Origin of the sequence: Bradyrhizobium sp. ISRA430 (genome assembly GCF_029909975.1) — a bacterium.
GTDB lineage: Bacteria > Pseudomonadota > Alphaproteobacteria > Rhizobiales > Xanthobacteraceae > Bradyrhizobium.
Genome location: NZ_CP094516.1, coordinates 6,629,655 through 6,650,086 on the forward strand (window position 1 = coordinate 6,629,655; position 20,432 = coordinate 6,650,086).

The following is a 20,432-nucleotide window of genomic DNA, read 5'->3' on the forward strand; positions in this document are numbered from 1 at the left end:
ACCTTCCGCAATGTACATCGCCATGAATCGCTTTCGCGTTGCCAAGGGTTCGGACGCTGCTTTCGAGCAGGTCTGGCTCAGCCGCGACACCCATCTCGACAAGGTGCCGGGCTTCATCGAATTTCATCTGCTCAGGGGACCCGAGCTCGAGGATCATACGCTCTATGCCTCCCACACCGTGTGGGCCAACCACGCGGCGTTCGAGGCCTGGACCAAGTCGGAGGCGTTTCGCGCGGCGCATCAACGGGCCGGCGACAACAAGCCGCTCTATCTCGGCCATCCGCAGTTCGAGGGTTTTGAGGTGATGCAGACGGTGGCACGCGGCGCGAAATAGCGCCGCGCTGCAGGCATCAGGCCTTGGTGATCCCATCGATCTCGGCCAGATCATCCGCGCCGAGCTGCCAGGCGATCGCCTTGACGTTCTCCTCGACCTGCTCGACGCGGGTGGCGCCTGCGATCACGCTCGACACTTGCGGGCGCGCCGCGAGCCAGGAAAAGGCCAGCTCGAGCATGGTGTGGCCGCGCGCCTTGGCGAAGGACTGGAGCTTTTCGACGATGTCTTCGTTGCGCGGCGTGACATAGCGGTCGCGCAGCGCCGGCGCCTTGGCAAAGCGCGTGTCGGCGGGCGCTGCTGCGCCACGCTGGTATTTGCCGGTGAGCAGGCCGCTTGCCAGCGGGAAGAATGGTAAGAGGCCCAGCCTGTATTCCTGCGCGGCGGGCAACAGGTCCTTCTCGATGTCGCGGACGAGGAGGCTGTATTCGTCCTGGCAGGAGACGAAACGGCTGACGTTCATCGCGCGGGCGGTGAACTCGGCTTCCGCGATGCGCCAGGCCGGGAAGTTGGAATTGCCGATGTAGCGGACCTTGCCCTGGCGAATGAGATCGTCGAGTGCGCGCAGCGTCTCTTCCATCGGCGTCAGCGGGTCGTAGTCATGCTGCTGGTAGAGATCGATGTAGTCGGTCTTGAGCCGCGTCAAGCTCGCCTCGACCGCGTTCATGATGTAGCGGCGCGAGGCGCCCTGCTTGGTGCCGTCGGTCGCCATCGGTTTCGAATATTTGGTGGCGAGCACGATGTCCTTGCGGCGATCGCCGAGCACAATGCCGAGCACGGTCTCCGATCCGCCCATGCCCGCATAGATGTCGGCGGTGTCGAACAGCGTGATGCCGAGGTCGAGGGCGCGATGGATCACCTTGCGCGAGGTCTCCAGATCCGTGCGCTGGCCGAAATTGTTGCAGCCGAGCCCGACCGCAGAGACGCGCAGGCCGGAGGCGCCGAGATTGCGAATTTCCATGGGAGATCCTGTCAGAAGCAAGCAGCGATGGCATTGTGGCCCGCCATGCGCCGCACCGGCAAGGCGGCGAATGCGTTGCTGCCATGCTGACATGAGAATTGCAGGCAAAAAACGCGGCCCCTGTCAGACGCGGCGACTGACGGGGACCGCTTCGAGGCGCTTGATCGGTGACGGGGGCCTGATCAGACGCAGGCGCGAGCCTAGCCCTCTACTGTAACGTGCGGGTGACAGGCCAAGTTATCCACAGGGCGTCTAGGCCGCAGCGATCAGAACAGCTTGCGGTAGACGATGAAGCCGGAGCGTTCCGCGACCTTGTCGTAGAGGCTCTGCGCCGTGAGGTTGGTCTCGTGCGTCTGCCAATAGACGCGCGGCGAACCTGCGAGTTTTGCCCGCTCATAGACGCCGTAGATCAGCGCCGAGGCGACGCCCTTGCCGCGCGCGGCTTCGAGCGTGAACAGGTCCTGCAAATAGCAGGACGGCTCGATCGCAGTCGTGCTGCGGTGGAACAGATAGTGCGTCAGCCCGAGCAAACGGCCCTCGCTCTCGGCCACCAGCGCATGCACCGGCTCGTAGGCATCGAAGAAGCGCTGCCACGTCATGCGCGTGATCTCGGGCGCGAGCGCGGTCGGGCCGGAGCGGCCGTAGAAGGCATTGTAGCCGTCCCACAGCGGGAGCCACTGATCGTAATCCTGCCGTGTGACGGAGCGAACGGTGAGCGACATCTGGAAATTTCCCGATCTCGGAGGACGCAAGGCGAAGTGCCGGTGTGGCGTCCTTCATACGTGATGACGGGCGGGCCGATCAATCGCTACTCCGCAACGCGCAGATACCGGATCAGCTTGCGGTTCGATGGATCGCGCAGCGAACGGTAGTAGTCGGCCTGTGCCGGCGTGTCGGTGTGACGCACGAGGTCGGTCACCGGCGTGTAGCTCAGCATGCGCCCGCCATCAGGCAGCACGGTGCAGACGAAGCGCAGCACTTCGCCATTGGCGAGGTTGATGTTGATCGGCGTGGCGTCGCCGATCCGCACCATCTCCATGCGCTGCGCGATGAAAGTGCTGAGCTCGTCCTCCGGCAGTTCGAATGCGCCGGTGTCGCGGCCGTGATACATCAGCGCGATGAAGGGCGGCTTGCCGTCGGCCTTCGCATCGGGCAGCGCAAAATAATCGCGGAAGGCGCGGTTGATGAACTCGGCGCGGGTCTCGGCATCGAGCAGCACGATGCCGATATCGACCTGGTCAAGCGCCGCCGACAGGCGGGCGGCGGTGGCGTGGTTGCGACGCTCGGCGGCGAACGCCTCGAGCAGGCGCTCGCGCATCAGCCCGGTGATGGCGGCGGTGCCGGCAGCCGTCATTGCCAGAAGGCCGAGCCGGCCCAGATCGATCGCAGTGATGCCGGGAACGGCGCCATGATAGAAGCGGAACAGCGCCGCGCCGATCACCGCGATGGCCGCGCTGGCCGCGGCGGAGGCGAAGCCCGACAGCGAGCCGGCAACGGCCACGATGCAGACGAACAGCGGCGCGGGTGAGGGGACAGTAAGGGATTGGTCGAGCAGGGTCGCCAGCAGCGCGACCGCTGCCGTCAGCGCCGGACCGGAGATCGCACGCCATCCGAATCGCATGGCCCGTCTCGCTGCTCCACGAACGAGTAAGGCCGTCAGACTGACCGATCGTTGCACAAAGGCGACGGAATTCGTGCGTCGCGCTTAAGAAGGACTTGCGCGCAAGCGCAAAGCTTATCGATGATTTTAGAGCAAATGTGCGGGCATGACGTGCCGCTGCAGCGTGGGCGCGTTCAGCGTCAAGGTTCCGGTGTTCTTGCGCGTGCCCGCAAAAATCAAGAGCGACGCCGCGACCAGGATGGCCGCAGTCAGGGTAATTGCAACGACTATCACCGGTGACTTCATCGATGTCCTGTAGCGGTGCCGATCGGCGCGGGTGCTCACAGGGCGCCCTGAAGGCTGGTCCAGGATGAGACGGGATCAGACCGGAAGACCCATTGCCATGGTCGCCTTTGTCGACAGCACCGTCAGGGTGACGATCAGGCAGAGCGAAAGCGCAGCGATCGCGAGCGAGGCCGCGACAGCGTTGGTCAACCGGGAAGAGGCGGCGATGACGGGGCGGCCCTGAAAGCCTGCCGTGCCGGACGCCCGAATCATGGTCTAAATCCTTCAACGCGCGAGCGAATCACCCGCGACGCGGAGAATTTCACAACTTCAACCGGCAACATTGGGGCGGCTGCCGCGCCGATTACGGCGAGATTGCGGCAGCGGCTTTCGTTATGCCCGCTATTTCCCCCAACCCTGGCGGCGGGCCGTCAGGCGCCGGCCGCAATGCTGGCAGGGTCGTCGATATCGGCCGGCCGCCAGTCCATCGTGACAAAGCCGGGCGTCTCTTCGACCCGCTTCAGCCAGTTCCGGATCGCCGGGAAGGTCGAGAGGTCGAAGTCGCACCGATCGGCGAGATGGGTGTAGCCGTAGAGCGCGATGTCGGCGACCGTGAGCTGGCGCGCAGCGAAGTAGGCGTTGGTCCTGAGGTGATTTTCCATCACCTGCAGCGCGCCATAGCCGCGCTCCATCCAGTCCTCCAGCGCGTGGGTCTGCAGATCGCGCCCGCCCTTGACCAACGACAGCCAGAAATAGGCCGCGCCGAGGTTCGGCTCGAGCGCGTGCTGCTCGAAGAACATCCATTGCAGCGCCTCGGCGCGTTCGATGCGGTTCTCGGGCGCGAGCGGCGTGCCGACCGCGACGTACCAGAGGATGGCGTTGGACTCGGCGATGTAGCGGTTGTCGCCGACCTCGAGCAGCGGCACCTGTCCGGACGGATTCTTCGCCAGAAACTCCGGCGTGCGGCTCTCGCCGCGCAGAATGTCCACCTCGATCGCTTCGTAGGGCACATTCAGCAGCGCCAGCGCAAGGCGGACCTTGTAGCTGTTGCCGGAGCGTTGCATCGAGTAGAGCTTGTACATTCTTAAGAATTCAATTCCAGCGACGGGAAGGCGCGGCGCTTGTTGCCCCGCAACGCGGCTAAACAATGATGCCGTTGCGAATCCGCCGCAAGGCCTGACCAATAGAAAAACTCGAAAAGCCTACCGCACTGCAGCGCTGCGGAAAATCATTTCCGCGGCGCTGATGCAAACCGGATCACGCTTGCGTCAACATGCGAACGCTCGCCCGCGCGCGATCGTGTGCGAGGATCTTGGGCTGTGCTCTCATCAGCCGGTGTCGATCGGGCGCCGGCTCGCACCGTCAGCCCGGCGTCAGTCTCTTGGCAGTCTCTTGGCGCTTTGGAAGCGTAAATTGCTCCGAGGACAGGCCTTGCCGGATATGAGGGATTCCGGCGGCAAAGTTGCGCAATATTGCGTTCCGCCGTACGCGAAGCGCGCCAAATTCGTAAACTTTTCGAAGATCGGGCCGAAGTTTCTTGCGGTGCAGCGGCGCACGTTTTAGGGTGGCGCATTCCCACAATCAGAGTCGTGAGGCCCCAAGGGTTCACGACGCTTGCCAGGAGATGATGATGTCCTTCCTTGCCGCTGCGCTCGACCGTGTGAAGCCGTCCGCGACCATCGCGGTCACGGATAAAGCACGCGCGCTGAAAGCGGCGGGCCGCAACGTCATCGGCCTCGGCGCCGGCGAGCCCGACTTCGACACGCCCGCCAACATCAAGCTGGCGGCGATCCGCGCCATCGAAGCCGGCAAGACCAAGTACACCGCGGTCGACGGCATCCCCGAGCTGAAGGACGCCATCATCGCGAAATTCCAGCGCGAGAACGGCATCAGCTACAAGCCGAACCAGGTGATCGTCGGCACCGGCGGCAAGCAGGTGCTCTACAATGCGTTGATGGCGACCATCAATCCGGGCGACGAGGTGATCATCCCGGCGCCCTACTGGGTCAGCTATCCCGAGATGGTGGCGCTCGCCGGCGGCGAGCCGGTGCCGGTGGTCTGCACCGCCGCGACCGGCTTCAAGCTCCAGGCCGAGGCGCTGGAACGCGCGATCACGCCGAAGACCAAATGGGTCATCCTGTGCTCGCCCTCGAACCCGACCGGCGCGGCTTACACCAAGGCCGAGCTGAAGGCGCTCACCGACGTGCTGGTCAAGCATCCCCATGTCTGGGTGATGACCGACGACATGTACGAGCATCTCGTCTACGACGACTTCCAGTTCACCACCGTCGCCCAGGTCGAGCCGAAGCTGTATGACCGCACGCTGACCGTGAACGGCGTGTCGAAGGCCTATTGCATGACCGGCTGGCGCATCGGCTACGCCGGCGGTCCGGCGCAGCTCATCAAGGCGATGGCGACCATCCAGTCGCAGTCGACCTCGAACCCGTGCTCGATCGCGCAGTGGGCGTCGGTGGAGGCGCTGAGCGGTCCGCAGGACTTCATCCCCGCCAACAACAAGGTGTTCAAGGAGCGCCGCGATCTCGTCGTCTCCATGCTCAACCAGGCGAACGGCATCGAGTGCCCGCGGCCGGAGGGCGCGTTCTATGTCTATCCGTCCTGCGCCGGCACCATCGGCAAGACCGCGCCGTCGGGCAATGTGATCTCCAACGACGAGCAGTTCGTCACCGAGCTTTTGGAGACCGAAGGCGTCGCCGTCGTGCAGGGCTCGGCCTTCGGCCTCGGTCCGGCCTTCCGCATCTCCTATGCGACCAAGACCTCGGACCTCGAAGACGCCTGCAAGCGCATCCAGCGCTTCTGCGGCAATCTGCGCTAAGCTGACGGTAACGATGTGACATGAAAGGGCCCGCATCCTGCGGGCCCTTTTTCTTTCACGTCCGCGCGAACTGGTACCACCGGGACGATTGTGGCATAGAACGTCCCGCGCTTGTGCCGCCCCCTCCATCCTCGCATCACATCATAGCCGGAGACATTTCATGCGCCGCTCATTCCTCCTCGCCGGCCTCACTGTCGCGAGCCTCGTTGCCTCCATCGCTTGTGCCGGCGCGCAGCAGCGGATGGCGCGGGTCGGCGTGCTCGAATGCCGCGGCGGCGCCAGCGTCGGCTTCGTGGTGGGATCGGTGACCCATCTCGGCTGCGTCCTGCGCGCCGACGGCGTGCCCGAGGACCGCTACGTCGCGACGATCCGTAAAGTCGGCCTCGACATCGGCATCACGCAGGAGACTGCGCTCGCCTGGGGCGTGTTCGCGCCGGTCGACCGGCTCGGCCCCGGCGATCTCTCCGGTAACTATGCGGGCGCGCAGGGCAGCGCGTCGGTCGGCGTCGGCTTAGGGGGCAATGTGCTCGTCGGCGGCTCCAACAATTCGATCGCACTTCAACCGCTTAGCGTGCAGGGCCAGGTCGGCCTCAACGTCGCCGCCGGTCTCGAGAGCCTGGAACTGCGCCCGGGTCGCTGAATCAATTGTAGGTTGAGTGAGTGCCAGCGGAGGAGCTCTCCCTTCACCTCTCCCGAAGAGGTAAATGCCCCTGGGGCAATAGGTCGTACCTGATCTCATTTAGTCGCTAAGACTTGATCTAACTGACGACGCACCGCAGCGACGTTTGATGCTTGCCAAACCGTGAGGACGGGCAGAGCATCAACGTTTGCCGACCCAATCACGGGCCGAGCTCCAGATGAAGGAGGCGGCGAATGGGACAAGACGTCAGAAGTCCCCGAGGTCCACGGTGCATTGCGCTGGTGGGCCCTTTCCAAAGCGGTAAAACCACTCTTCTTGAAGCAATACTGGCGCGAACGGGCGCAATCCCGCGCGCTGGAAGCGTCGACGCCGGAACTTCCGTCGGCGACGCCAGTCCCGAGGCCCGTCATCACAAGATGACCGTCGGGCTGACTGCTGCCACCACGAGTTTCATGGGCGACAGCTACACCTTTCTCGACTGTCCCGGTTCCGTCGAATTCGCCAACGACATGCGCGCCGCGTTGCCCGCGGTCGATGCCGCGGTCGTGGTCTGCGAGGCCGACGAGAAGAAGCTGCCGCAGCTTCAGATCATCCTGCGCGAGCTGGAGGAGCTGAAGATTCCGCGTTTCCTGTTCCTCAACAAGATCGACCGCGCCAACGAACGCATCCGCGAGACGCTTGCGATGCTCCAGCCGGCCTCCCGCGTGCCGCTGGTGCTGCGCCAGATCCCGATCTGGAATGGCGAGCTGATCGAGGGCTTCGTCGATCTCGCGCTGGAGCGCGCGTTCGTCTATCGCGAGCACAAGGCGTCCGAGGTGATCGCGCTTGAAGGCGGCAATCTCGACCGCGAGAAGGAAGCCCGCTTCTCGATGCTGGAGAAGCTCGCCGATCACGATGACGCGCTGATGGAGCAGTTGCTTGAGGACATCCAGCCGCCGCGCGATGCCGTGTTCGACGATCTTGCCCGCGAATTGCGCGAGGGCCTCATCTGTCCCGTGCTGATAGGCGCCGCCGCGCGCGAGAACGGCGTGCTGCGCCTGATGAAGGCGCTGCGCCATGAGGCGCCCGGTATTGCCGAGACTGCCAAGCGTCTCGGTACGCCGGAAGCCAAGGACGCGCTCGGCTACGTCTTCAAGACGCTGCACTCCCAGCACGGCGGCAAGCTGTCGCTGACGCGGCTCATCGCCGGCCATCTCGATGACGGCGCCACGCTGCAGTCCTCTTCCGGAGGCGCGGGCCGCATCTCCGGCATTCTCGCCGTCAACGGCGCCTACGACACCAAGCGTGCCGCGGCGGAAGCCGGCGACACGGTGGCGCTCGGCAAGCTCGATCCGGTCAAGACCGGCGACATGGTCTCGAGCGGAAAGACCCAGCCGCCGGCCCTGGTCGCCGCAGAACCGACGCCGCCGGTGCTCGCGGCCTCGATCGCGGCGAGCGATCGCAAGGACGATGTGAAGCTCGGACAGGCGCTGGCGCGGCTGCACGAGGAAGATCCCTCGCTCGTCATCGTGATGAACGCCCAGACCCACGACACCGTGCTGTGGGGACAGGGCGAGATGCATTTGCGTGTTGCGGTCGAGCGGCTGCGCGACCGCTTCGGCGTCAACGTGAAGTCGCATCCACCCGCGATCGGCTATCAGGAGACCATCCGCAAGCCGATCACCCAGCGTGGCCGGCACAAGAAGCAGTCCGGCGGCCACGGGCAGTTCGGCGACGTCGTGCTCGACATCAGGCCGCTGCCGCGCGGCGATGGCTTCAAGTTCGCCGAGAAGGTGGTGGGTGGCGCCGTGCCGCGCAATTACATCCCGGCGGTGGAAGAAGGCGTCATCGACGGACTCGCGCGCGGGCCGCTCGGCTTCCCCGTCACCGACGTGCAGGTGACGCTGACCGACGGCTCCTTTCACAGCGTCGATTCCTCCGACCTCGCGTTTCGCACGGCGGCCCGGATCGGGCTCAACGAAGGCCTGCCGCTATGCCAGCCGGTGCTGCTGGAGCCGATCCACGTGGTCGAGATCGTCTGTCCGACCGACGCCACCGCCAAGATCAATGCGATCCTGTCGGCGCGGCGCGGGCAGATCCTCGGCTTCGACACCCGCGACGGCTGGAGCGGCTGGGACTGCGTCCGCGCCATGATGCCGGAGGCCGAGATCGGCGAGCTGATCGTGGAGCTGCGCTCGGCCACCGCCGGCGCCGGCAGCTTTACCCGTACCTTCGACCACATGGCCGAGGTGACCGGGCGCGCGGCCGACCAGATCATTGCCGCACACGCGGCGTGAGCCAACTCTCGCGGTAAGAGACGCACCGCCCTCTCACACCCGCTCCCCGTCTTTTCGGGGAGAGGGTGCGGTGAGGGGCTGCTCAGGCTGTTCGTCACCGGCGCCTCGCCCACGGTCCGCCGGGCGCTGCTCACCCATGGCGTGTTGCCGCCACGCGCGCGTTACCGCGAGACGATCGAGCGCGCGATCGCCGACATCAAGGGCGCTCGGGCCGCGACCGCGTCCGCGGCCGCCGCCATTATCGCCGCCGCCTCGTGGCGCGCGCTTGACAGGGCTGGCGGGACGCGAAATGGATCGCCGCGACAGCACCGGGGAGGGGACCATGCAGGCCTGCGGCTTGAGAGGACGATCGTGACCAAGGCTCCCGCAGCTTGCCTGATCGGATGGCCGGCGGCGCATTCGCGCTCACCGCTGATCCACCATTACTGGTTGCGCACGCTCGGCATCGCCGGTGGCTATGTCATCGAGGCCGTTCCCCCTGAGGATCTGCGCGACTTCGTGCTGCGGCTGTCGCTGCGAGGTTTCGTCGGCGCCAACGTCACCATTCCGCACAAGGAAGGCGTGCTGGCGCTGTCCACGCCCGACGCACGTGCCGCGGCGGTCGGTGCCGCCAACACGCTGTGGTTCGAGGGCGGCGAGTTGCGTTCGACCAACACCGATGTCGAGGGCTTCATCAACAATCTCGATGCCAGCGCACCCGGTTGGGATGCCGCCGAGGAGGCGCTGGTGTTGGGCGCCGGCGGTTCCTCGCGCGCGGTCGTGTTCGGCCTGCTGGAACGCGGCATCAGTCGCGTTCATCTCGCCAATCGCACCGTTGTTCGGGCCGAGGCGCTTGCGAAGCAGTTCGGGCCGAACGTCCATCCCATCGCATGGGATGGGATCAACGACGTTCTGCCGCGAGCGAAATTGCTGGTGAACACCACCTCGCTCGGCATGCACGGCCAGGCTTCACTCGATGTCGATGTGACACGCCTGCCGCAGGCCGCCGTGGTCGCGGATCTCGTCTATGTTCCGCTGGTCACGCCGCTGCTCGCGGCTGCCCAGGCGCGCGGGCTGAGGACCGCGGACGGGCTCGGCATGCTGCTGCACCAGGCCGTGCGCGGCTTCGAGCTGTGGTTCGGTCAAAGGCCGCGAGTGACGGCGGAACTGCGCGCGCTGGTCGAGACCGATCTCACAAAGACTTGAGGGAAGAGCGGGCGATCTCCGGAGTTCTGTCCCTGTGGGGTAATCGGAGATCGTCAATGACTGTTCAACGTGTAACTTTCGCACGCCCGCTTCTCGCCGTGGCCATGGTGGCCGTCTCGACCCTTTACGCATTCGCGCAGAAACCGCCGGTGCCGACGCGCGTGCGCGGCACGATCGAAAGCCTTAATGGTGATACGCTTTCCGTGAAGTCTCGCAGTGGCGAGGACGTCAAGCTGCACATCCCTTCCGATCTGATGGTGTCCGGGATCACGAAGATTTCGCTCTCGGATATCAAGGTCGGCTCCTTCGTCGGCGCGACCACGGTGCCGGGTCCGGATGGTGGCCAGAACGCGGTCGAGGTCCACGTCTTTCCGGAGAGCATGCGCGGCACCGGCGAGGGCTCGCGTCCCTGGGATCTGAAGCCGAACTCGAGCATGACCAATGCGACGGTCGCCGAGAGCGTGGTCGGCAATGACGGTCACACCCTGCTGGTCAAATACAAGGACGGCGAGAAGAAGGTTTTCGTGTCCCCGGAAACGCCGGTGGTCACCTACGTGCCCGGCGAAAAGTCCGACCTGAAGGCCGGCGCCAAGATCATCGCCTTCGTCAAGCCGCTGCCGGACGGTTCGCTCGAAGCCAACCGCGTCAGCGTCGGCCGTGACGGCCTGACGCCGCCGATGTGACGTCTAACGTCGTCCTGGCGAAAGCCAGGACCCATTACCCCAGGGAGAAGTTTGGCGCGAGCAGGCAACCCCGAGTCCTCGCCAAACGACTTTGGTTATTGGAGCGCGGGCCTTCTGAAGCCTCGGGGCCGCCCGCGCCTCACACCGCAATGATGTGATCGTCGATCTCGTCGATCCTGTTGACGCCGCACAGGCCCATGGTCGTGAGCAGCTCCTTCTGGATGATGTCGATCGCCTTGGCGACGCCGGCCTGGCCGCCGGCACCTAAGCCATAGGCGTAGGCGCGGCCGATCATGCAGGACTTTGCGCCGAGCGCGAGTGCGCGCATCACGTCCTGCCCGGAGCGGATGCCGCCGTCGAACATGATCTCCATCTTCGAGCCCACGGCGTCGACGATCTCGGGCAGCACCTCGATCGAGGACGGCGCACCGTCGAGCTGGCGGCCGCCATGGTTCGACACGACCAGTGCCTGTGCGCCGGTCTTGGCGGCTTCCTCGGCGTCCTCGACGTCGAGGATGCCCTTGATGATGAGCTTGCCCGGCCAGATGCTGCGGACCCACTCGACGTCCTTCCAGTTCAACGAAGTGTCGAACTGCGACGCCGTCCATTCGGCGAGGCGGTTGAGGTCCTCGGTGTTCTTCACGTGGCCGGCGATGTTGCCGAAGGTGCGGCGCTTGCCGCGCAGCACGCCGGAGACCCAGGCCGGCTTGCTGGCGAAATCCAAGAGCTTCGACAGCGACCATTCCGGCGGCACGGTCATGCCGTTCTTGATGTCGGCGTGGCGCTGGCCGATCACCTGGAGATCGACGGTCAGGACCAGCGCGCTGCACTTCGCTGTGATCGCGCGCTGGACCAGATCTTTGATGAAGCCGCGGTCCCTCATCACGTAGAGCTGGAACCAGAACGGCTTGTCGACATTGGCGGCGATATCCTCGATCGAGCAGATCGACATCGTCGACTGCGTGAACGGGATGCCGGCAGCCTGCGCGGCGCGGCAGGCGTAAATTTCGCCGTCGCCATGCTGCATGCCCAAAAGGCCCACCGGCGCCAGGATCAGCGGCATGGTCGAGGGCTCGCCGAGTATCGTGGTCGAGGTGTCGCGCTTGGAGACGTCGACCAGGATGCGCTGGCGGAACTTGATCGCCTGCATATCCTCGCGATTGGCGCGCAGCGTTTCCTCGGCATAGGAGCCACGGTCGCAATAGTCGAAGAAGGCTTTCGGCACGCGGCGCATATGCAGCGCGCGTAGATCGTCGATACAGGTGATATGCTTCATGAACGTTCCCCGGCCCATCTTGCGTCAGAAGATTTCAGGGGTCATCTACCATGGTTGGATGCACAGCCAAATCATTTGCCGGATCGTTTTCTAGGGAGGCCGCCATGAGCAAGCCGCGCGGTGAAGCGACGTCGGAAGCGACCAAGGAAAAGCACCGTCTCGAAGAGGCGCTGGAGGAGGGTCTGGAAGAGACCTTTCCGGCCTCGGATCCCGTCAATGTCACCCAGCCGCCGCCGTCCCGCGAGGATGGCCACGTCAAGCGCACGGACTAGCGGGCCGGTTCCATTCCGCTCCCCCGCCTCAGCGGGAATTTCAACGTTAACATGTGGTTACCGGGGTACCGGCGCGCCCGGTTCCGTAACGATTCATCATATTTTTTGAAGCCAAGTTAGCCCTGTTGGCTTTATAAGGCAGAAAGCAAATCAGGGATGCGGGGCCCGTTCGGGCACCCGATGGTTGTAGCGGGGATCCCTGATAGTTGCGTGGGGGATCATATGAGCCGCAAATATTTTGGGACGGACGGGATTCGGGGCCGCGCTAACGGACTGATCACGCCGGAGCTCGCGCTCAAGGTCGGTCAGGCGGCCGGCCTTGCGTTTCAGCGCGGCGAACACCGCCATCGCGTCGTGATCGGCAAGGACACCCGCCTGTCCGGCTACATGATCGAGTATGCCATGGTCGCGGGCTTCACCTCCGTCGGCATGGACGTGCTGCTGGTCGGCCCGATGCCGACGCCGGCGGTGGCGATGCTGACCAAGTCGATGCGCGCCGATCTTGGCGTGATGATTTCGGCCTCGCACAATTTGTTCGAAGACAACGGCATCAAGCTGTTCGGGCCGCAAGGCTTCAAGCTCTCCGACGACGTCGAGAAGCAGATCGAGCAACTTCTCGACGAATCCCTCGACAAGCGGCTGGCCCAGAGCGCGAGCCTCGGCCGCGCCCGCCGTATCGACGGCGTGCATGACCGCTACATCGAATTCGCCAAGCGCACGCTGCCGCGCGACCTGTCGTTGGACGGCCTGCGCGTCGTCATCGATTGCGCCAATGGCGCCGCCTACAAGGTCGTGCCGGAAGCGCTGTGGGAGCTCGGTGCCGACGTGGTGCCGATCGGCGTCGAGCCCGACGGCTTCAACATCAACAAGGAATGTGGCTCGACCTCGCCGGAAGCGCTGGCGAAGAAGGTGCGTGAGATGCGCGCCGACATCGGCATCGCGCTGGACGGCGATGCTGACCGCGTCATCCTGGTCGACGAACGCGGCCATCTCGTCGATGGTGATCAGCTCCTCGCCGTGATCGCGCAGAGCTGGAAGGAAGATGGACGGCTGTCGCGGCCCGGCATCGTCGCGACCGTGATGTCCAATCTCGGGCTCGAGCGCTTCCTGAAAGGGCAGGGGCTCGATCTCGTGCGTACGCCGGTCGGTGACCGCTACGTGCTCGAGCAGATGCTGAGCGGCGGCTACAATCTCGGCGGCGAGCAGTCCGGCCACATCATCCTGTCCGACTATGCGACGACGGGCGACGGCTTCGTCGCGGCATTGCAGGTGCTGGCGGTGGTGCAGAGGCTGCGCCGGCCGGTCTCGGAAGTCTGCCACCGCTTCGATCCGCTGCCGCAGATCCTGAAGAACGTCCGCTACAAGAGCGGCAAGCCGCTCGACGATTCCGACGTCAAATCGGCGATCTCCGACGGTGAGAAGCGCCTCAACGGCCACGGCCGCCTCCTGATCCGCTCCTCCGGCACCGAGCCGGTGATCCGTGTGATGGGCGAGGGCGAGGACCGCGTCCTGGTCGAGGATATCGTCGACACCATCGTCTCCGCGCTTGGGCACGCGGCCGCCTGAGCTTATAGCCATCCTTCGAGACGCCCGCCTTCGCGGGCTCCTCAGGATGAGGTCGTGCTTCTCGATGAGATCTAGGACCCTCATGGTGAGGAGCCCGCCAGAGGCGGGCGTCTCGAAGGATGCAGGCCGCTCTGCTTCGAAGTGAAACCGGGCAAGCGCATCCCAGCCATCGGCGATTGGCGCTGGTTCCACCGCCATGGGCGTCGTATCTAGCGGATGTGGCGGTTCGCCGCGCCTGCCGGGATTCCTCCATTGAACAAGCCAGTCGTCGTACCTGAGGAAACGCTGACCGAGCCAGTCGTCGTGGATGATATGGCGTCCGCAGCAGTGAGGCCGAGCGCGGGGCCGGCCTACATCGTGCTTGCCGGCATCAGCTTCTCGCATTTCCTCAACGACACCATGCAGTCGTTGATCGCCTCGGTGTATCCGATCCTGAAGGACACCTACGCGCTCGACTTCGCGCAGATCGGCATGATCACGCTGGCCTTCCAGTTCACAGCCTCGCTGCTTCAGCCGGTCGTCGGGCACTACACCGACAAGAAGGCGCAGCCCTATTCGCTCGCGATCGGCATGGCGTCGACCTTCTTCGGCCTGCTGCTGCTCAGCATCGCGCATCAGTATCTTGTCATCCTCGTTGCCGCCGCGCTGGTCGGCCTCGGCTCGGCGGTATTCCACCCGGAATCCGCGCGCATCGCGCGGCTCGCCTCCGGCGGCCGCTACGGCTTCGCGCAATCGGTGTTCCAGCTCGGCGGCAGCTTCGGTACCTCGATGGGGCCGGTGCTCGCCGCGCTCATCGTCGTGCCGTTCGGACAGGGCAGCATCGCCTGGTTCTCCTCGATCGCGTTCCTTGCGATCCTCATCCTCTGGCGCATCGGCCGCTGGTATGCACCGCAGATCACGACGAAGAAGGTGGCACCGGCGCACGCCCAGCCCGGCGGGCCGAGCTCGCGCCGCGTCGCGGTTGCGCTTCTCGTGCTGGTGGCGCTGTTGTTCTCCAAGCAGCTCTACGTCTCGAGCCTGTCGAGCTACTACATCTTTTATCTGATCGACCGCTTCGGCGTGTCGACACAGGCGGCGCAGATCTATCTCTTCGTCTTCCTGGCGGCGAACGCGGTCGGTGCGTTCCTCGGCGGGCCGCTGGGCGACCGCTTCGGCCGCAAGATCGTGATCTGGATCTCGATCGTCGGCGCGTTGCCGTTCACGCTGGCGCTGCCCTATGCGGGTCTCGTCGGCAGCGCGGTGCTCTCCGTGATCATCGGACTCATCATCTCCTCGACGACGTCGTCGATCATCGTGTTTGCGCAGGAATTGGTACCGCATCGCTTCGGCATGATCTCCGGCGTGTTCTTCGGCGTCGCCTTCGGCATCGGCGGCTTGGGGGCGGCGGTGCTCGGCAAGCTCGCAGATCACACCTCGATCGAGTTCGTCTACCAGGTCTGCGCCTATTTGCCGGCGATCGGCTTGCTCGCGGTATTCCTGCCGAAACTGCCGCGGCACGCGCGTTAACGCATCCTCTCCTTCGGTCTCGCGCTTTCATACATCGTTAGCAATTGGGCCCCGTGGGCATCGCATTTTTGCAACGCTCGTACGGCGGCTGCGTGTGTAGTGGGAAAAAATCAACCTTAAAAATTAGGGTTAAGTGGCGCTTAAGCATTTAGTGCCATCGTCCGTCCGTGAGTTTCCAGAACGTGAGGCCTGCGTATTTTGCCTCACCGGCCAAAAGGACGAAGCCAAATGCGTAGCGTTAAGTCTCTCCTTGCCGCGGGTGCGGCAACCCTGATCTCGTCGGTGGCGTTTGCTGCCGATATGCCGATCGCGGCGCCCCCTATGTACGCGCCGGCTCCGCCCGCCGACTTCGGCGGCTGGTATCTGCGCGGCGATATCGGCATGACGAACCAGAGCGCGAACCGGATCGACAGCGCGACCGCGCGGGCGTTCCCGACCACGACGGTGGGCCTCGGTTTCGACTCCTCGCCGCTGTTCGACCTCGGCGTCGGCTACCGCTTCAACAACTGGTTTCGCGCGGACTTGATCGGCCAGTATCGCGGCAAGGCCAACCTGCACGGCTCCGACAACGTCATCCTCGGCCCCGCCGACGTCGAAGCCGACAACTACAGCGGCAGCAAGTCCGAGTGGGTCGTCATGGCCAATGCCTATGTCGATCTCGGCACCTGGTGGTGCATCACGCCGTTCATCGGCGCCGGCGTCGGCGGCTCCTTCAACAAGCTCAGCGGCTTCCGCGATGACGGCGTCCGCTACACCGCCGGTGCGCTGTCGAACAGCGTCACCTACTTCGGCGACAACGGAAAGTGGAATTTCGCCTGGGCCGCGCATGCCGGTCTCGCTTACAAGGTCAATCCCGGCTTCACCGTCGAACTGGCCTACAGCTACATGAATCTCGGCGATGCGGCGCCCGGCAACTACCGTGCGTTCGACAACAGCATCTCGGGCCCATCCACGATCCAGATCAAGGACATCACCTCGCACGACGTGAAGCTCGGCGTGCGCTGGGATCTCAGCAGCCCGCCGGTTTATGCGCCGCCGCCGCTCGTCACCAAGGGCTGATCGGCAACTCAGGTCGCTTTAAAATTTCTTAACGGCGCGGGATCATCTCGCGCCGTTTTGCTTTGCGTATTTTTCACGGCTGGGCGTGACGAAATTGCCTAGTTCAACCATTGGTTAAGGTTAACGCGCGATGATTACAGCGAAAGTTCGAGTTTGATGGAGCGTTGCAATGCGTAGGCTTTGGTTGGCGGCGGCGATGGCGGCGGCAGCGTCTGCGGCACAGGCGGCCGATATGCCGGATCTGCCCGTCCTGCGCGGCGGCTTCACCGACGGCCTGTCGAAGACGACCCACAATTGGGACGGCGTCTATGTCGGTGGTCATGTCGGCTACACCAGCGACTCGACGGATTTCAGCCAGAGCGTCGTCGGCCTGACGAACTACATCTTCCGCGACAGCGTGCTGCAGCAGCCGACGTCGACGTGGTCGCTGATGAACAAGACCACCACGCAAGGCACCAATTTCAGCGCCTTCATCGGGCGCAACTGGCAATGGTACGATGCCATTCTCGGTCTCGAGGGCACCTACAGCTATTTCAACAACATGGCGACCGCGACGAGAGGCACCAACGCGCTCGACATCATCAACCCGCCAGGCGACACCCCGCCCGCCAACACGATCGACCACTGGAACGTGTCGTTGACCGGTGCCGCGACGGCGCAGGTCAAGGACATGATCACGCTTCGCGGGCGCATGGGTTGGGATGGGGGCGACTTCATGCCCTACATGTTCGCCGGCGCCGCCGTCGGCCGCATGGACGTCTCGCGCACGGTGACGAGCAACGTGACCCTGCGCCAGGATACGACGACAACGGACATCTTCGGCAACACGACGGTCACCTCGGTCGGACCGAACCCCGTTCCGGCGCAGTCGCAGACGCAGGGCCAGCATAGAACCAACGCCTTCGCGGTCGGTTGGGTCGCCGGCCTCGGGCTGGAATACTGCCTGTGGGAAGGGTTGTTCGCGCGGGTGGAGTACGAGTATGTAAAATTCTCTCCCGTCATGAACACCTCGGTGACGCTGAACAATGCGCGCGTCGGGCTCGGTTACAAGTTCTGACGCGGCTGCGCGGCGCCGTGGTTGACAGGCTCGCGCCGTCCTGATGCTCTGTCGCGCGAAGCGGGGCGGCAGCGATGAAGATCTACGGCGACAGCAATTCCGGCAATTGTCTGAAGGTGAGGTGGGTCTGCGACAGGCTCGCGCTGCCCTATCGCTGGATCGAGATCGACACGCGCAAGGGCGAAACCCGCACGCCGCAATTTTTGAAGCTGAACGGCGCCGGCCAGGTGCCGACCGTCGAATTCGACGACGGCCGCACGCTGGCGCAGTCCAACGCCATCATCCGCTATCTCGCTCGCGACAGCGCGCTCGTTCCGCGCGATGCCTTCACGGCCGCCAAGATGGACGAATGGCTGTTCTGGGAGCAGTACAGCCACGAGCCCTATATCGCGGTGTGCCGCTTCCTTATCGTCTATCTCGGCAAGTCCGCGTCCGAGCTCGATCCGGAGAAAGTCAAGCGCGGCTATGCGGCGCTCGACCGCATGGAGCAGCATCTTGCGGCAAGCCGCTTCTTCGTTGGCGATGCCGTTTCGCTCGCCGACGTCGCGCTGCTCGCCTATACGCGCCTCGCGCATGAAGGCGGCTTCGACCTCGACCGTCACGCGGCGATCCGCCGCTGGATCGGCGAGGCCGAGGCCGGTCTCGACCTTCCGCCGGCGCGCTGACTCTGGAGTTCTAAGCATGAATGCGAAATCCGTCTCCATCCGCCGCGCGCGCCGCGACGATGTCGCGGCGATCGTGGCGATGCTCGCCGACGACCATCTCGGGCGCGCCCGCGAGCGGCTCGAGGATCCCTTGCCCGCCTCCTATTACGAGGCGTTCGAGCGGGTCGAGCGCGATCCCAATCTCCAGCTCGTGGTCGCGGAGAGCGAGGGCAAGGTGGTCGGCTGCCTGCAACTCGCCATCCTGCCCGGCCTCAGCTCGCAAGGCGGCGTGCGCGGTTTGCTTGAGGATGTCCGCGTGGCTTCCGACTGCCGCAGCCGCGGCATCGGCGAGCAACTCGTGCAATGGGCGGTGACGGAAGCGAAGGCGCGCGGTTGCAATCTCGTCGAGCTGCTGACGCACGCGAGCCGCGTCGATGCACAGCGCTTCTACAAGCGGCTTGGATTTGAACCGAGTCATGTCGGCATGACTGTCCGCTTTTGAGGACGCCGCCGCGACCGTTGCGTTGCTTGCAAAATCGGATCGCGCATTCGTTCGTGTTAAGAGCTGATAAACTACCGGGCCGTCGTTCACGTTTGCCGGCGGGCGAACGGTGCTACGCAGCGTCGAACACCGGGCTCGGTTGGTTCGGGGATTTCGATGACAAGCTATTCTCTGATCAAGGTCGGCAACGACTATGTCGTGCAGGCCGGCGACAAAAGCATTTTGAAAGTCGGTAGCCGCCGCCGGGCCGCGCAATTGATCAGCGAGGCAACGGATTTGCTGAATGCGCTGGCCGCAGTCGAAGCCCCGGAAACTGCACCGGAATCGCCATCACTCCAGCGTGAGCCACCCGAACTTCCTTGACGATGCTACCCGTTTCCCGTATGAGCCGCGGCGGGACACCTCCCCCCAACGGGAGGCTTACTATCTGGAAGGGTAGATTATGACTGTTGCGAAGCCCGCTTCGCGGCCGAACGTGCCGCATTTCTCCTCCGGCCCCTGTGCCAAGCGCCCCGGCTGGAACGCCCAAAATCTCAAAGACGCAGCTCTCGGCCGCTCGCATCGCGCGAAGATCGGCAAGACCAAGCTCAAGCTCGCGATCGATCTGACGCGCGAAGTGCTCGAGGTGCCCGCCGATTATCGCATCGGCATCGTGCCGGCGTCCGATACCGGCGCGGTCGAGATGGCGCTATGGTCGCTGCTCGGAGCAAAGCCCGTCACCACGCTCGCCTGGGAATCTTTCGGCGAAGGTTGGGTCAGCGACATCGTCAAGGAATTGAAGCTCAAGGACGTCACCAAGCTCAATGCGGCCTATGGTGAAATCCCCGATCTGTCCAAGGTTGATCCGAACAGCGATATCGTCTTCACCTGGAACGGCACCACCTCCGGCGTGCGCGTGCCGAACGCCGACTGGATCAGCGCGACGCGCGCAGGCCTGACCATCTGCGACGCCACCTCGGCAGCGTTCGCGCAGCCGCTCGACTGGGCAAAGCTCGACGTCGTCACCTTCTCCTGGCAGAAGGCGCTCGGCGGCGAAGCCGCGCACGGCATGCTGATCCTCTCGCCCCGCGCCGTGGAGCGGCTCGAGACCTACAAGCCGGCCTGGCCGCTGCCCAAGATCTTCCGCATGACCAAGGGCGGCAAGATCAACGAAGGCATCTTCGTCGGCGAGACCATCAACACGCCCTCGATGCTCTGCGTCGAGGACTATCTCGATGCGCTGAACTGGGCGAAGTCGATCGGCGGCCTCAAGGCGTTGATCGCGCGCGCCGACGCCAACACCAAGGTGCTCGCCGACTGGAAGGCGAAGACGCCCTGGATCGATTTCCTGGCCAAGGACGCCTCGATCCGCTCCAACACCTCGGTGTGCCTGAAGTTCACCGACCCGGCGATCACCTCGCTTCCCGCGGACGCGCAGGCCGACTTCTGCAAGAAGCTGGTCGCGCTGGTCGAGAAGGAAGGCGCCGGCTTCGACTTCGCGTACTACCGCGATGCCCCGGCGGGCCTGCGCATCTGGTGCGGCGCCACGGTCGAGGCCAAGGACGTCGAGCTCCTGACCCAGTGGATCGACTGGGCCTTCGCCGAGACCAAGGCCGCGCTGGCGAAGGCGGCGTAACTTTTTCACCTCTCCCCGCTTTTACGGGAGAGGCCGGATTGCACCTGGCGACGCGAAGCATCGTCCAGCGCAAATCCGGGTGAGGGGCTCTCACCGCCTGCGCTGGTGCTTGTGGCTGCCCCTCACCCCAGCCCTCTCCCC

The 20,432-nt window shown here is 64.5% G+C and carries 23 protein-coding genes; 16 read left to right on the forward strand and 7 right to left on the reverse strand.

Annotation, left to right across the window (positions count from 1 at the left end; all coding sequences use genetic code 11):
* Positions 1 to 10 precede the first annotated feature (10 nt).
* A complete protein-coding gene (locus MTX21_RS31490; RefSeq protein WP_280968489.1) occupies positions 11 to 334 on the forward strand; it encodes an antibiotic biosynthesis monooxygenase in 324 nt (107 codons plus the stop codon).
* A gap of 16 nt (positions 335 to 350) precedes the next feature.
* Here the strand turns inward: MTX21_RS31490 and MTX21_RS31495 are convergent, their stop codons facing one another.
* The 6 genes from MTX21_RS31495 to MTX21_RS31520 form a co-directional block, all read right to left on the reverse strand.
* Positions 351 to 1,292: an aldo/keto reductase gene (locus tag MTX21_RS31495; RefSeq protein ID WP_280968490.1), complete on the reverse strand. Its 942-nt coding sequence runs from the start codon at positions 1,290 to 1,292 to the stop codon at positions 351 to 353.
* A gap of 266 nt (positions 1,293 to 1,558) precedes the next feature.
* On the reverse strand, positions 1,559 to 2,014 hold the full coding sequence (locus tag MTX21_RS31500) for a GNAT family N-acetyltransferase (protein WP_280968491.1): 456 nt from the start codon (positions 2,012 to 2,014) through the stop codon (positions 1,559 to 1,561).
* A gap of 86 nt (positions 2,015 to 2,100) precedes the next feature.
* Positions 2,101 to 2,913, reverse strand: a complete 813-nt coding sequence (locus MTX21_RS31505) for a PAS-domain containing protein (protein ID WP_280968492.1) — start codon at positions 2,911 to 2,913, stop codon at positions 2,101 to 2,103.
* 126 nt (positions 2,914 to 3,039) lie between these two features.
* Positions 3,040 to 3,198 (reverse strand): hypothetical protein, encoded by a 159-nt coding sequence (locus tag MTX21_RS31510; RefSeq protein WP_280968493.1) that lies wholly within the window; start codon positions 3,196 to 3,198, stop codon positions 3,040 to 3,042.
* 75 nt (positions 3,199 to 3,273) lie between these two features.
* Positions 3,274 to 3,450, reverse strand: coding sequence for a hypothetical protein (locus tag MTX21_RS31515; RefSeq protein WP_198024695.1), 177 nt, complete (start codon positions 3,448 to 3,450; stop codon positions 3,274 to 3,276).
* Positions 3,451 to 3,608: 158 nt separating this feature from the next.
* Positions 3,609 to 4,259, reverse strand: a complete 651-nt coding sequence (locus MTX21_RS31520; RefSeq protein WP_280968494.1) for a glutathione S-transferase family protein — start codon at positions 4,257 to 4,259, stop codon at positions 3,609 to 3,611.
* On the opposite strand from MTX21_RS31520, the gene MTX21_RS31525 reads away from it, so the two are divergent.
* The 6 genes from MTX21_RS31525 to MTX21_RS31550 all read left to right on the forward strand — a co-directional run bounded on the left by MTX21_RS31525 (position 4,252) and on the right by MTX21_RS31550 (position 10,794).
* Positions 4,252 to 4,740 (forward strand): hypothetical protein, encoded by a 489-nt coding sequence (locus tag MTX21_RS31525; protein ID WP_280968495.1) that lies wholly within the window; start codon positions 4,252 to 4,254, stop codon positions 4,738 to 4,740. The two genes, MTX21_RS31520 and MTX21_RS31525, sit on opposite strands and share 8 nt — an antisense overlap.
* A gap of 67 nt (positions 4,741 to 4,807) precedes the next feature.
* On the forward strand, positions 4,808 to 6,010 hold the full coding sequence (locus tag MTX21_RS31530) for a pyridoxal phosphate-dependent aminotransferase (protein ID WP_280968496.1): 1,203 nt from the start codon (positions 4,808 to 4,810) through the stop codon (positions 6,008 to 6,010).
* A 160-nt stretch (positions 6,011 to 6,170) separates the two neighbouring features.
* Positions 6,171 to 6,650, forward strand: a complete 480-nt coding sequence (locus MTX21_RS31535) for a DUF992 domain-containing protein (protein WP_280968497.1) — start codon at positions 6,171 to 6,173, stop codon at positions 6,648 to 6,650.
* Between the two features lie 233 nt (positions 6,651 to 6,883).
* Entirely contained in the window at positions 6,884 to 8,926 is a 2,043-nt protein-coding gene (locus tag MTX21_RS31540) for an elongation factor G (protein WP_280968498.1), read from the forward strand.
* 351 nt (positions 8,927 to 9,277) lie between these two features.
* Positions 9,278 to 10,111, forward strand: a complete 834-nt coding sequence (locus MTX21_RS31545; RefSeq protein WP_280968499.1) for a shikimate dehydrogenase — start codon at positions 9,278 to 9,280, stop codon at positions 10,109 to 10,111.
* 56 nt (positions 10,112 to 10,167) lie between these two features.
* Positions 10,168 to 10,794: a hypothetical protein gene (locus MTX21_RS31550; protein ID WP_280968500.1), complete on the forward strand. Its 627-nt coding sequence runs from the start codon at positions 10,168 to 10,170 to the stop codon at positions 10,792 to 10,794.
* A 139-nt stretch (positions 10,795 to 10,933) separates the two neighbouring features.
* Here MTX21_RS31550 and MTX21_RS31555 read toward each other — a convergent pair whose 3' ends face one another.
* Complete coding sequence (locus MTX21_RS31555; protein ID WP_280968501.1) at positions 10,934 to 12,070, reverse strand: alpha-hydroxy acid oxidase; 1,137 nt, start codon at positions 12,068 to 12,070, stop codon at positions 10,934 to 10,936.
* Between the two features lie 104 nt (positions 12,071 to 12,174).
* Between MTX21_RS31555 and MTX21_RS31560 the strand changes: the two genes are divergently transcribed.
* The 9 genes from MTX21_RS31560 (at position 12,175) to MTX21_RS31600 (ending at position 20,291) form a co-directional block, all read left to right on the forward strand.
* Positions 12,175 to 12,342, forward strand: a complete 168-nt coding sequence (locus MTX21_RS31560) for a hypothetical protein (RefSeq protein ID WP_280968502.1) — start codon at positions 12,175 to 12,177, stop codon at positions 12,340 to 12,342.
* 222 nt (positions 12,343 to 12,564) lie between these two features.
* Positions 12,565 to 13,908 carry a phosphoglucosamine mutase gene (glmM, locus tag MTX21_RS31565; protein WP_280968503.1) on the forward strand — a complete coding sequence of 448 codons (1,344 nt, stop codon included), beginning with the start codon at positions 12,565 to 12,567 and terminating at the stop codon, positions 13,906 to 13,908.
* 252 nt (positions 13,909 to 14,160) lie between these two features.
* Positions 14,161 to 15,414 carry an MFS transporter gene (locus MTX21_RS31570; protein WP_280968504.1) on the forward strand — a complete coding sequence of 418 codons (1,254 nt, stop codon included), beginning with the start codon at positions 14,161 to 14,163 and terminating at the stop codon, positions 15,412 to 15,414.
* Between the two features lie 228 nt (positions 15,415 to 15,642).
* On the forward strand, positions 15,643 to 16,473 hold the full coding sequence (locus MTX21_RS31575) for an outer membrane beta-barrel protein (RefSeq protein ID WP_280968505.1): 831 nt from the start codon (positions 15,643 to 15,645) through the stop codon (positions 16,471 to 16,473).
* Positions 16,474 to 16,642: 169 nt separating this feature from the next.
* Positions 16,643 to 17,530, forward strand: coding sequence for an outer membrane beta-barrel protein (locus tag MTX21_RS31580; RefSeq protein ID WP_280968506.1), 888 nt, complete (start codon positions 16,643 to 16,645; stop codon positions 17,528 to 17,530).
* A gap of 74 nt (positions 17,531 to 17,604) precedes the next feature.
* Positions 17,605 to 18,195: a glutathione S-transferase family protein gene (locus tag MTX21_RS31585; protein WP_280968507.1), complete on the forward strand. Its 591-nt coding sequence runs from the start codon at positions 17,605 to 17,607 to the stop codon at positions 18,193 to 18,195.
* A gap of 16 nt (positions 18,196 to 18,211) precedes the next feature.
* Positions 18,212 to 18,676 (forward strand): GNAT family N-acetyltransferase, encoded by a 465-nt coding sequence (locus MTX21_RS31590; RefSeq protein ID WP_280968508.1) that lies wholly within the window; start codon positions 18,212 to 18,214, stop codon positions 18,674 to 18,676.
* A 156-nt stretch (positions 18,677 to 18,832) separates the two neighbouring features.
* Positions 18,833 to 19,039, forward strand: coding sequence for a hypothetical protein (locus MTX21_RS31595; RefSeq protein ID WP_280968509.1), 207 nt, complete (start codon positions 18,833 to 18,835; stop codon positions 19,037 to 19,039).
* Positions 19,040 to 19,118: 79 nt separating this feature from the next.
* Complete coding sequence (locus MTX21_RS31600) at positions 19,119 to 20,291, forward strand: phosphoserine transaminase (protein ID WP_280968510.1); 1,173 nt, start codon at positions 19,119 to 19,121, stop codon at positions 20,289 to 20,291.
* The last annotated feature ends 141 nt before the right edge of the window (positions 20,292 to 20,432 follow it).

What these genes read in the sequence shown, in the direction of transcription:
- MTX21_RS31510 (WP_280968493.1), bottom strand. Translation starts at nt 3,198, where the DNA reads ATGAAGTCACCGGTGATAGTCGTTGCAATTACCCTGACTGCGGCCATC.
- MTX21_RS31560 (WP_280968502.1), top strand. Translation starts at nt 12,175, where the DNA reads ATGAGCAAGCCGCGCGGTGAAGCGACGTCGGAAGCGACCAAGGAAAAG.
- MTX21_RS31540 (WP_280968498.1), top strand. Translation starts at nt 6,884, where the DNA reads ATGGGACAAGACGTCAGAAGTCCCCGAGGTCCACGGTGCATTGCGCTG.
- MTX21_RS31550 (WP_280968500.1), top strand. Translation starts at nt 10,168, where the DNA reads ATGACTGTTCAACGTGTAACTTTCGCACGCCCGCTTCTCGCCGTGGCC.
- MTX21_RS31575 (WP_280968505.1), top strand. Translation starts at nt 15,643, where the DNA reads ATGCGTAGCGTTAAGTCTCTCCTTGCCGCGGGTGCGGCAACCCTGATC.
- MTX21_RS31555 (WP_280968501.1), bottom strand. Translation starts at nt 12,070, where the DNA reads ATGAAGCATATCACCTGTATCGACGATCTACGCGCGCTGCATATGCGC.
- MTX21_RS31590 (WP_280968508.1), top strand. Translation starts at nt 18,212, where the DNA reads ATGAATGCGAAATCCGTCTCCATCCGCCGCGCGCGCCGCGACGATGTC.
- MTX21_RS31505 (WP_280968492.1), bottom strand. Translation starts at nt 2,913, where the DNA reads ATGCGATTCGGATGGCGTGCGATCTCCGGTCCGGCGCTGACGGCAGCG.
- MTX21_RS31585 (WP_280968507.1), top strand. Translation starts at nt 17,605, where the DNA reads ATGAAGATCTACGGCGACAGCAATTCCGGCAATTGTCTGAAGGTGAGG.
- MTX21_RS31500 (WP_280968491.1), bottom strand. Translation starts at nt 2,014, where the DNA reads ATGTCGCTCACCGTTCGCTCCGTCACACGGCAGGATTACGATCAGTGG.
- MTX21_RS31535 (WP_280968497.1), top strand. Translation starts at nt 6,171, where the DNA reads ATGCGCCGCTCATTCCTCCTCGCCGGCCTCACTGTCGCGAGCCTCGTT.
- MTX21_RS31595 (WP_280968509.1), top strand. Translation starts at nt 18,833, where the DNA reads ATGACAAGCTATTCTCTGATCAAGGTCGGCAACGACTATGTCGTGCAG.
- MTX21_RS31490 (WP_280968489.1), top strand. Translation starts at nt 11, where the DNA reads ATGTACATCGCCATGAATCGCTTTCGCGTTGCCAAGGGTTCGGACGCT.
- MTX21_RS31495 (WP_280968490.1), bottom strand. Translation starts at nt 1,292, where the DNA reads ATGGAAATTCGCAATCTCGGCGCCTCCGGCCTGCGCGTCTCTGCGGTC.
- MTX21_RS31580 (WP_280968506.1), top strand. Translation starts at nt 16,643, where the DNA reads ATGCGTAGGCTTTGGTTGGCGGCGGCGATGGCGGCGGCAGCGTCTGCG.
- glmM (WP_280968503.1), top strand. Translation starts at nt 12,565, where the DNA reads ATGAGCCGCAAATATTTTGGGACGGACGGGATTCGGGGCCGCGCTAAC.
- MTX21_RS31600 (WP_280968510.1), top strand. Translation starts at nt 19,119, where the DNA reads ATGACTGTTGCGAAGCCCGCTTCGCGGCCGAACGTGCCGCATTTCTCC.
- MTX21_RS31520 (WP_280968494.1), bottom strand. Translation starts at nt 4,259, where the DNA reads ATGTACAAGCTCTACTCGATGCAACGCTCCGGCAACAGCTACAAGGTC.
- MTX21_RS31530 (WP_280968496.1), top strand. Translation starts at nt 4,808, where the DNA reads ATGTCCTTCCTTGCCGCTGCGCTCGACCGTGTGAAGCCGTCCGCGACC.
- MTX21_RS31515 (WP_198024695.1), bottom strand. Translation starts at nt 3,450, where the DNA reads ATGATTCGGGCGTCCGGCACGGCAGGCTTTCAGGGCCGCCCCGTCATC.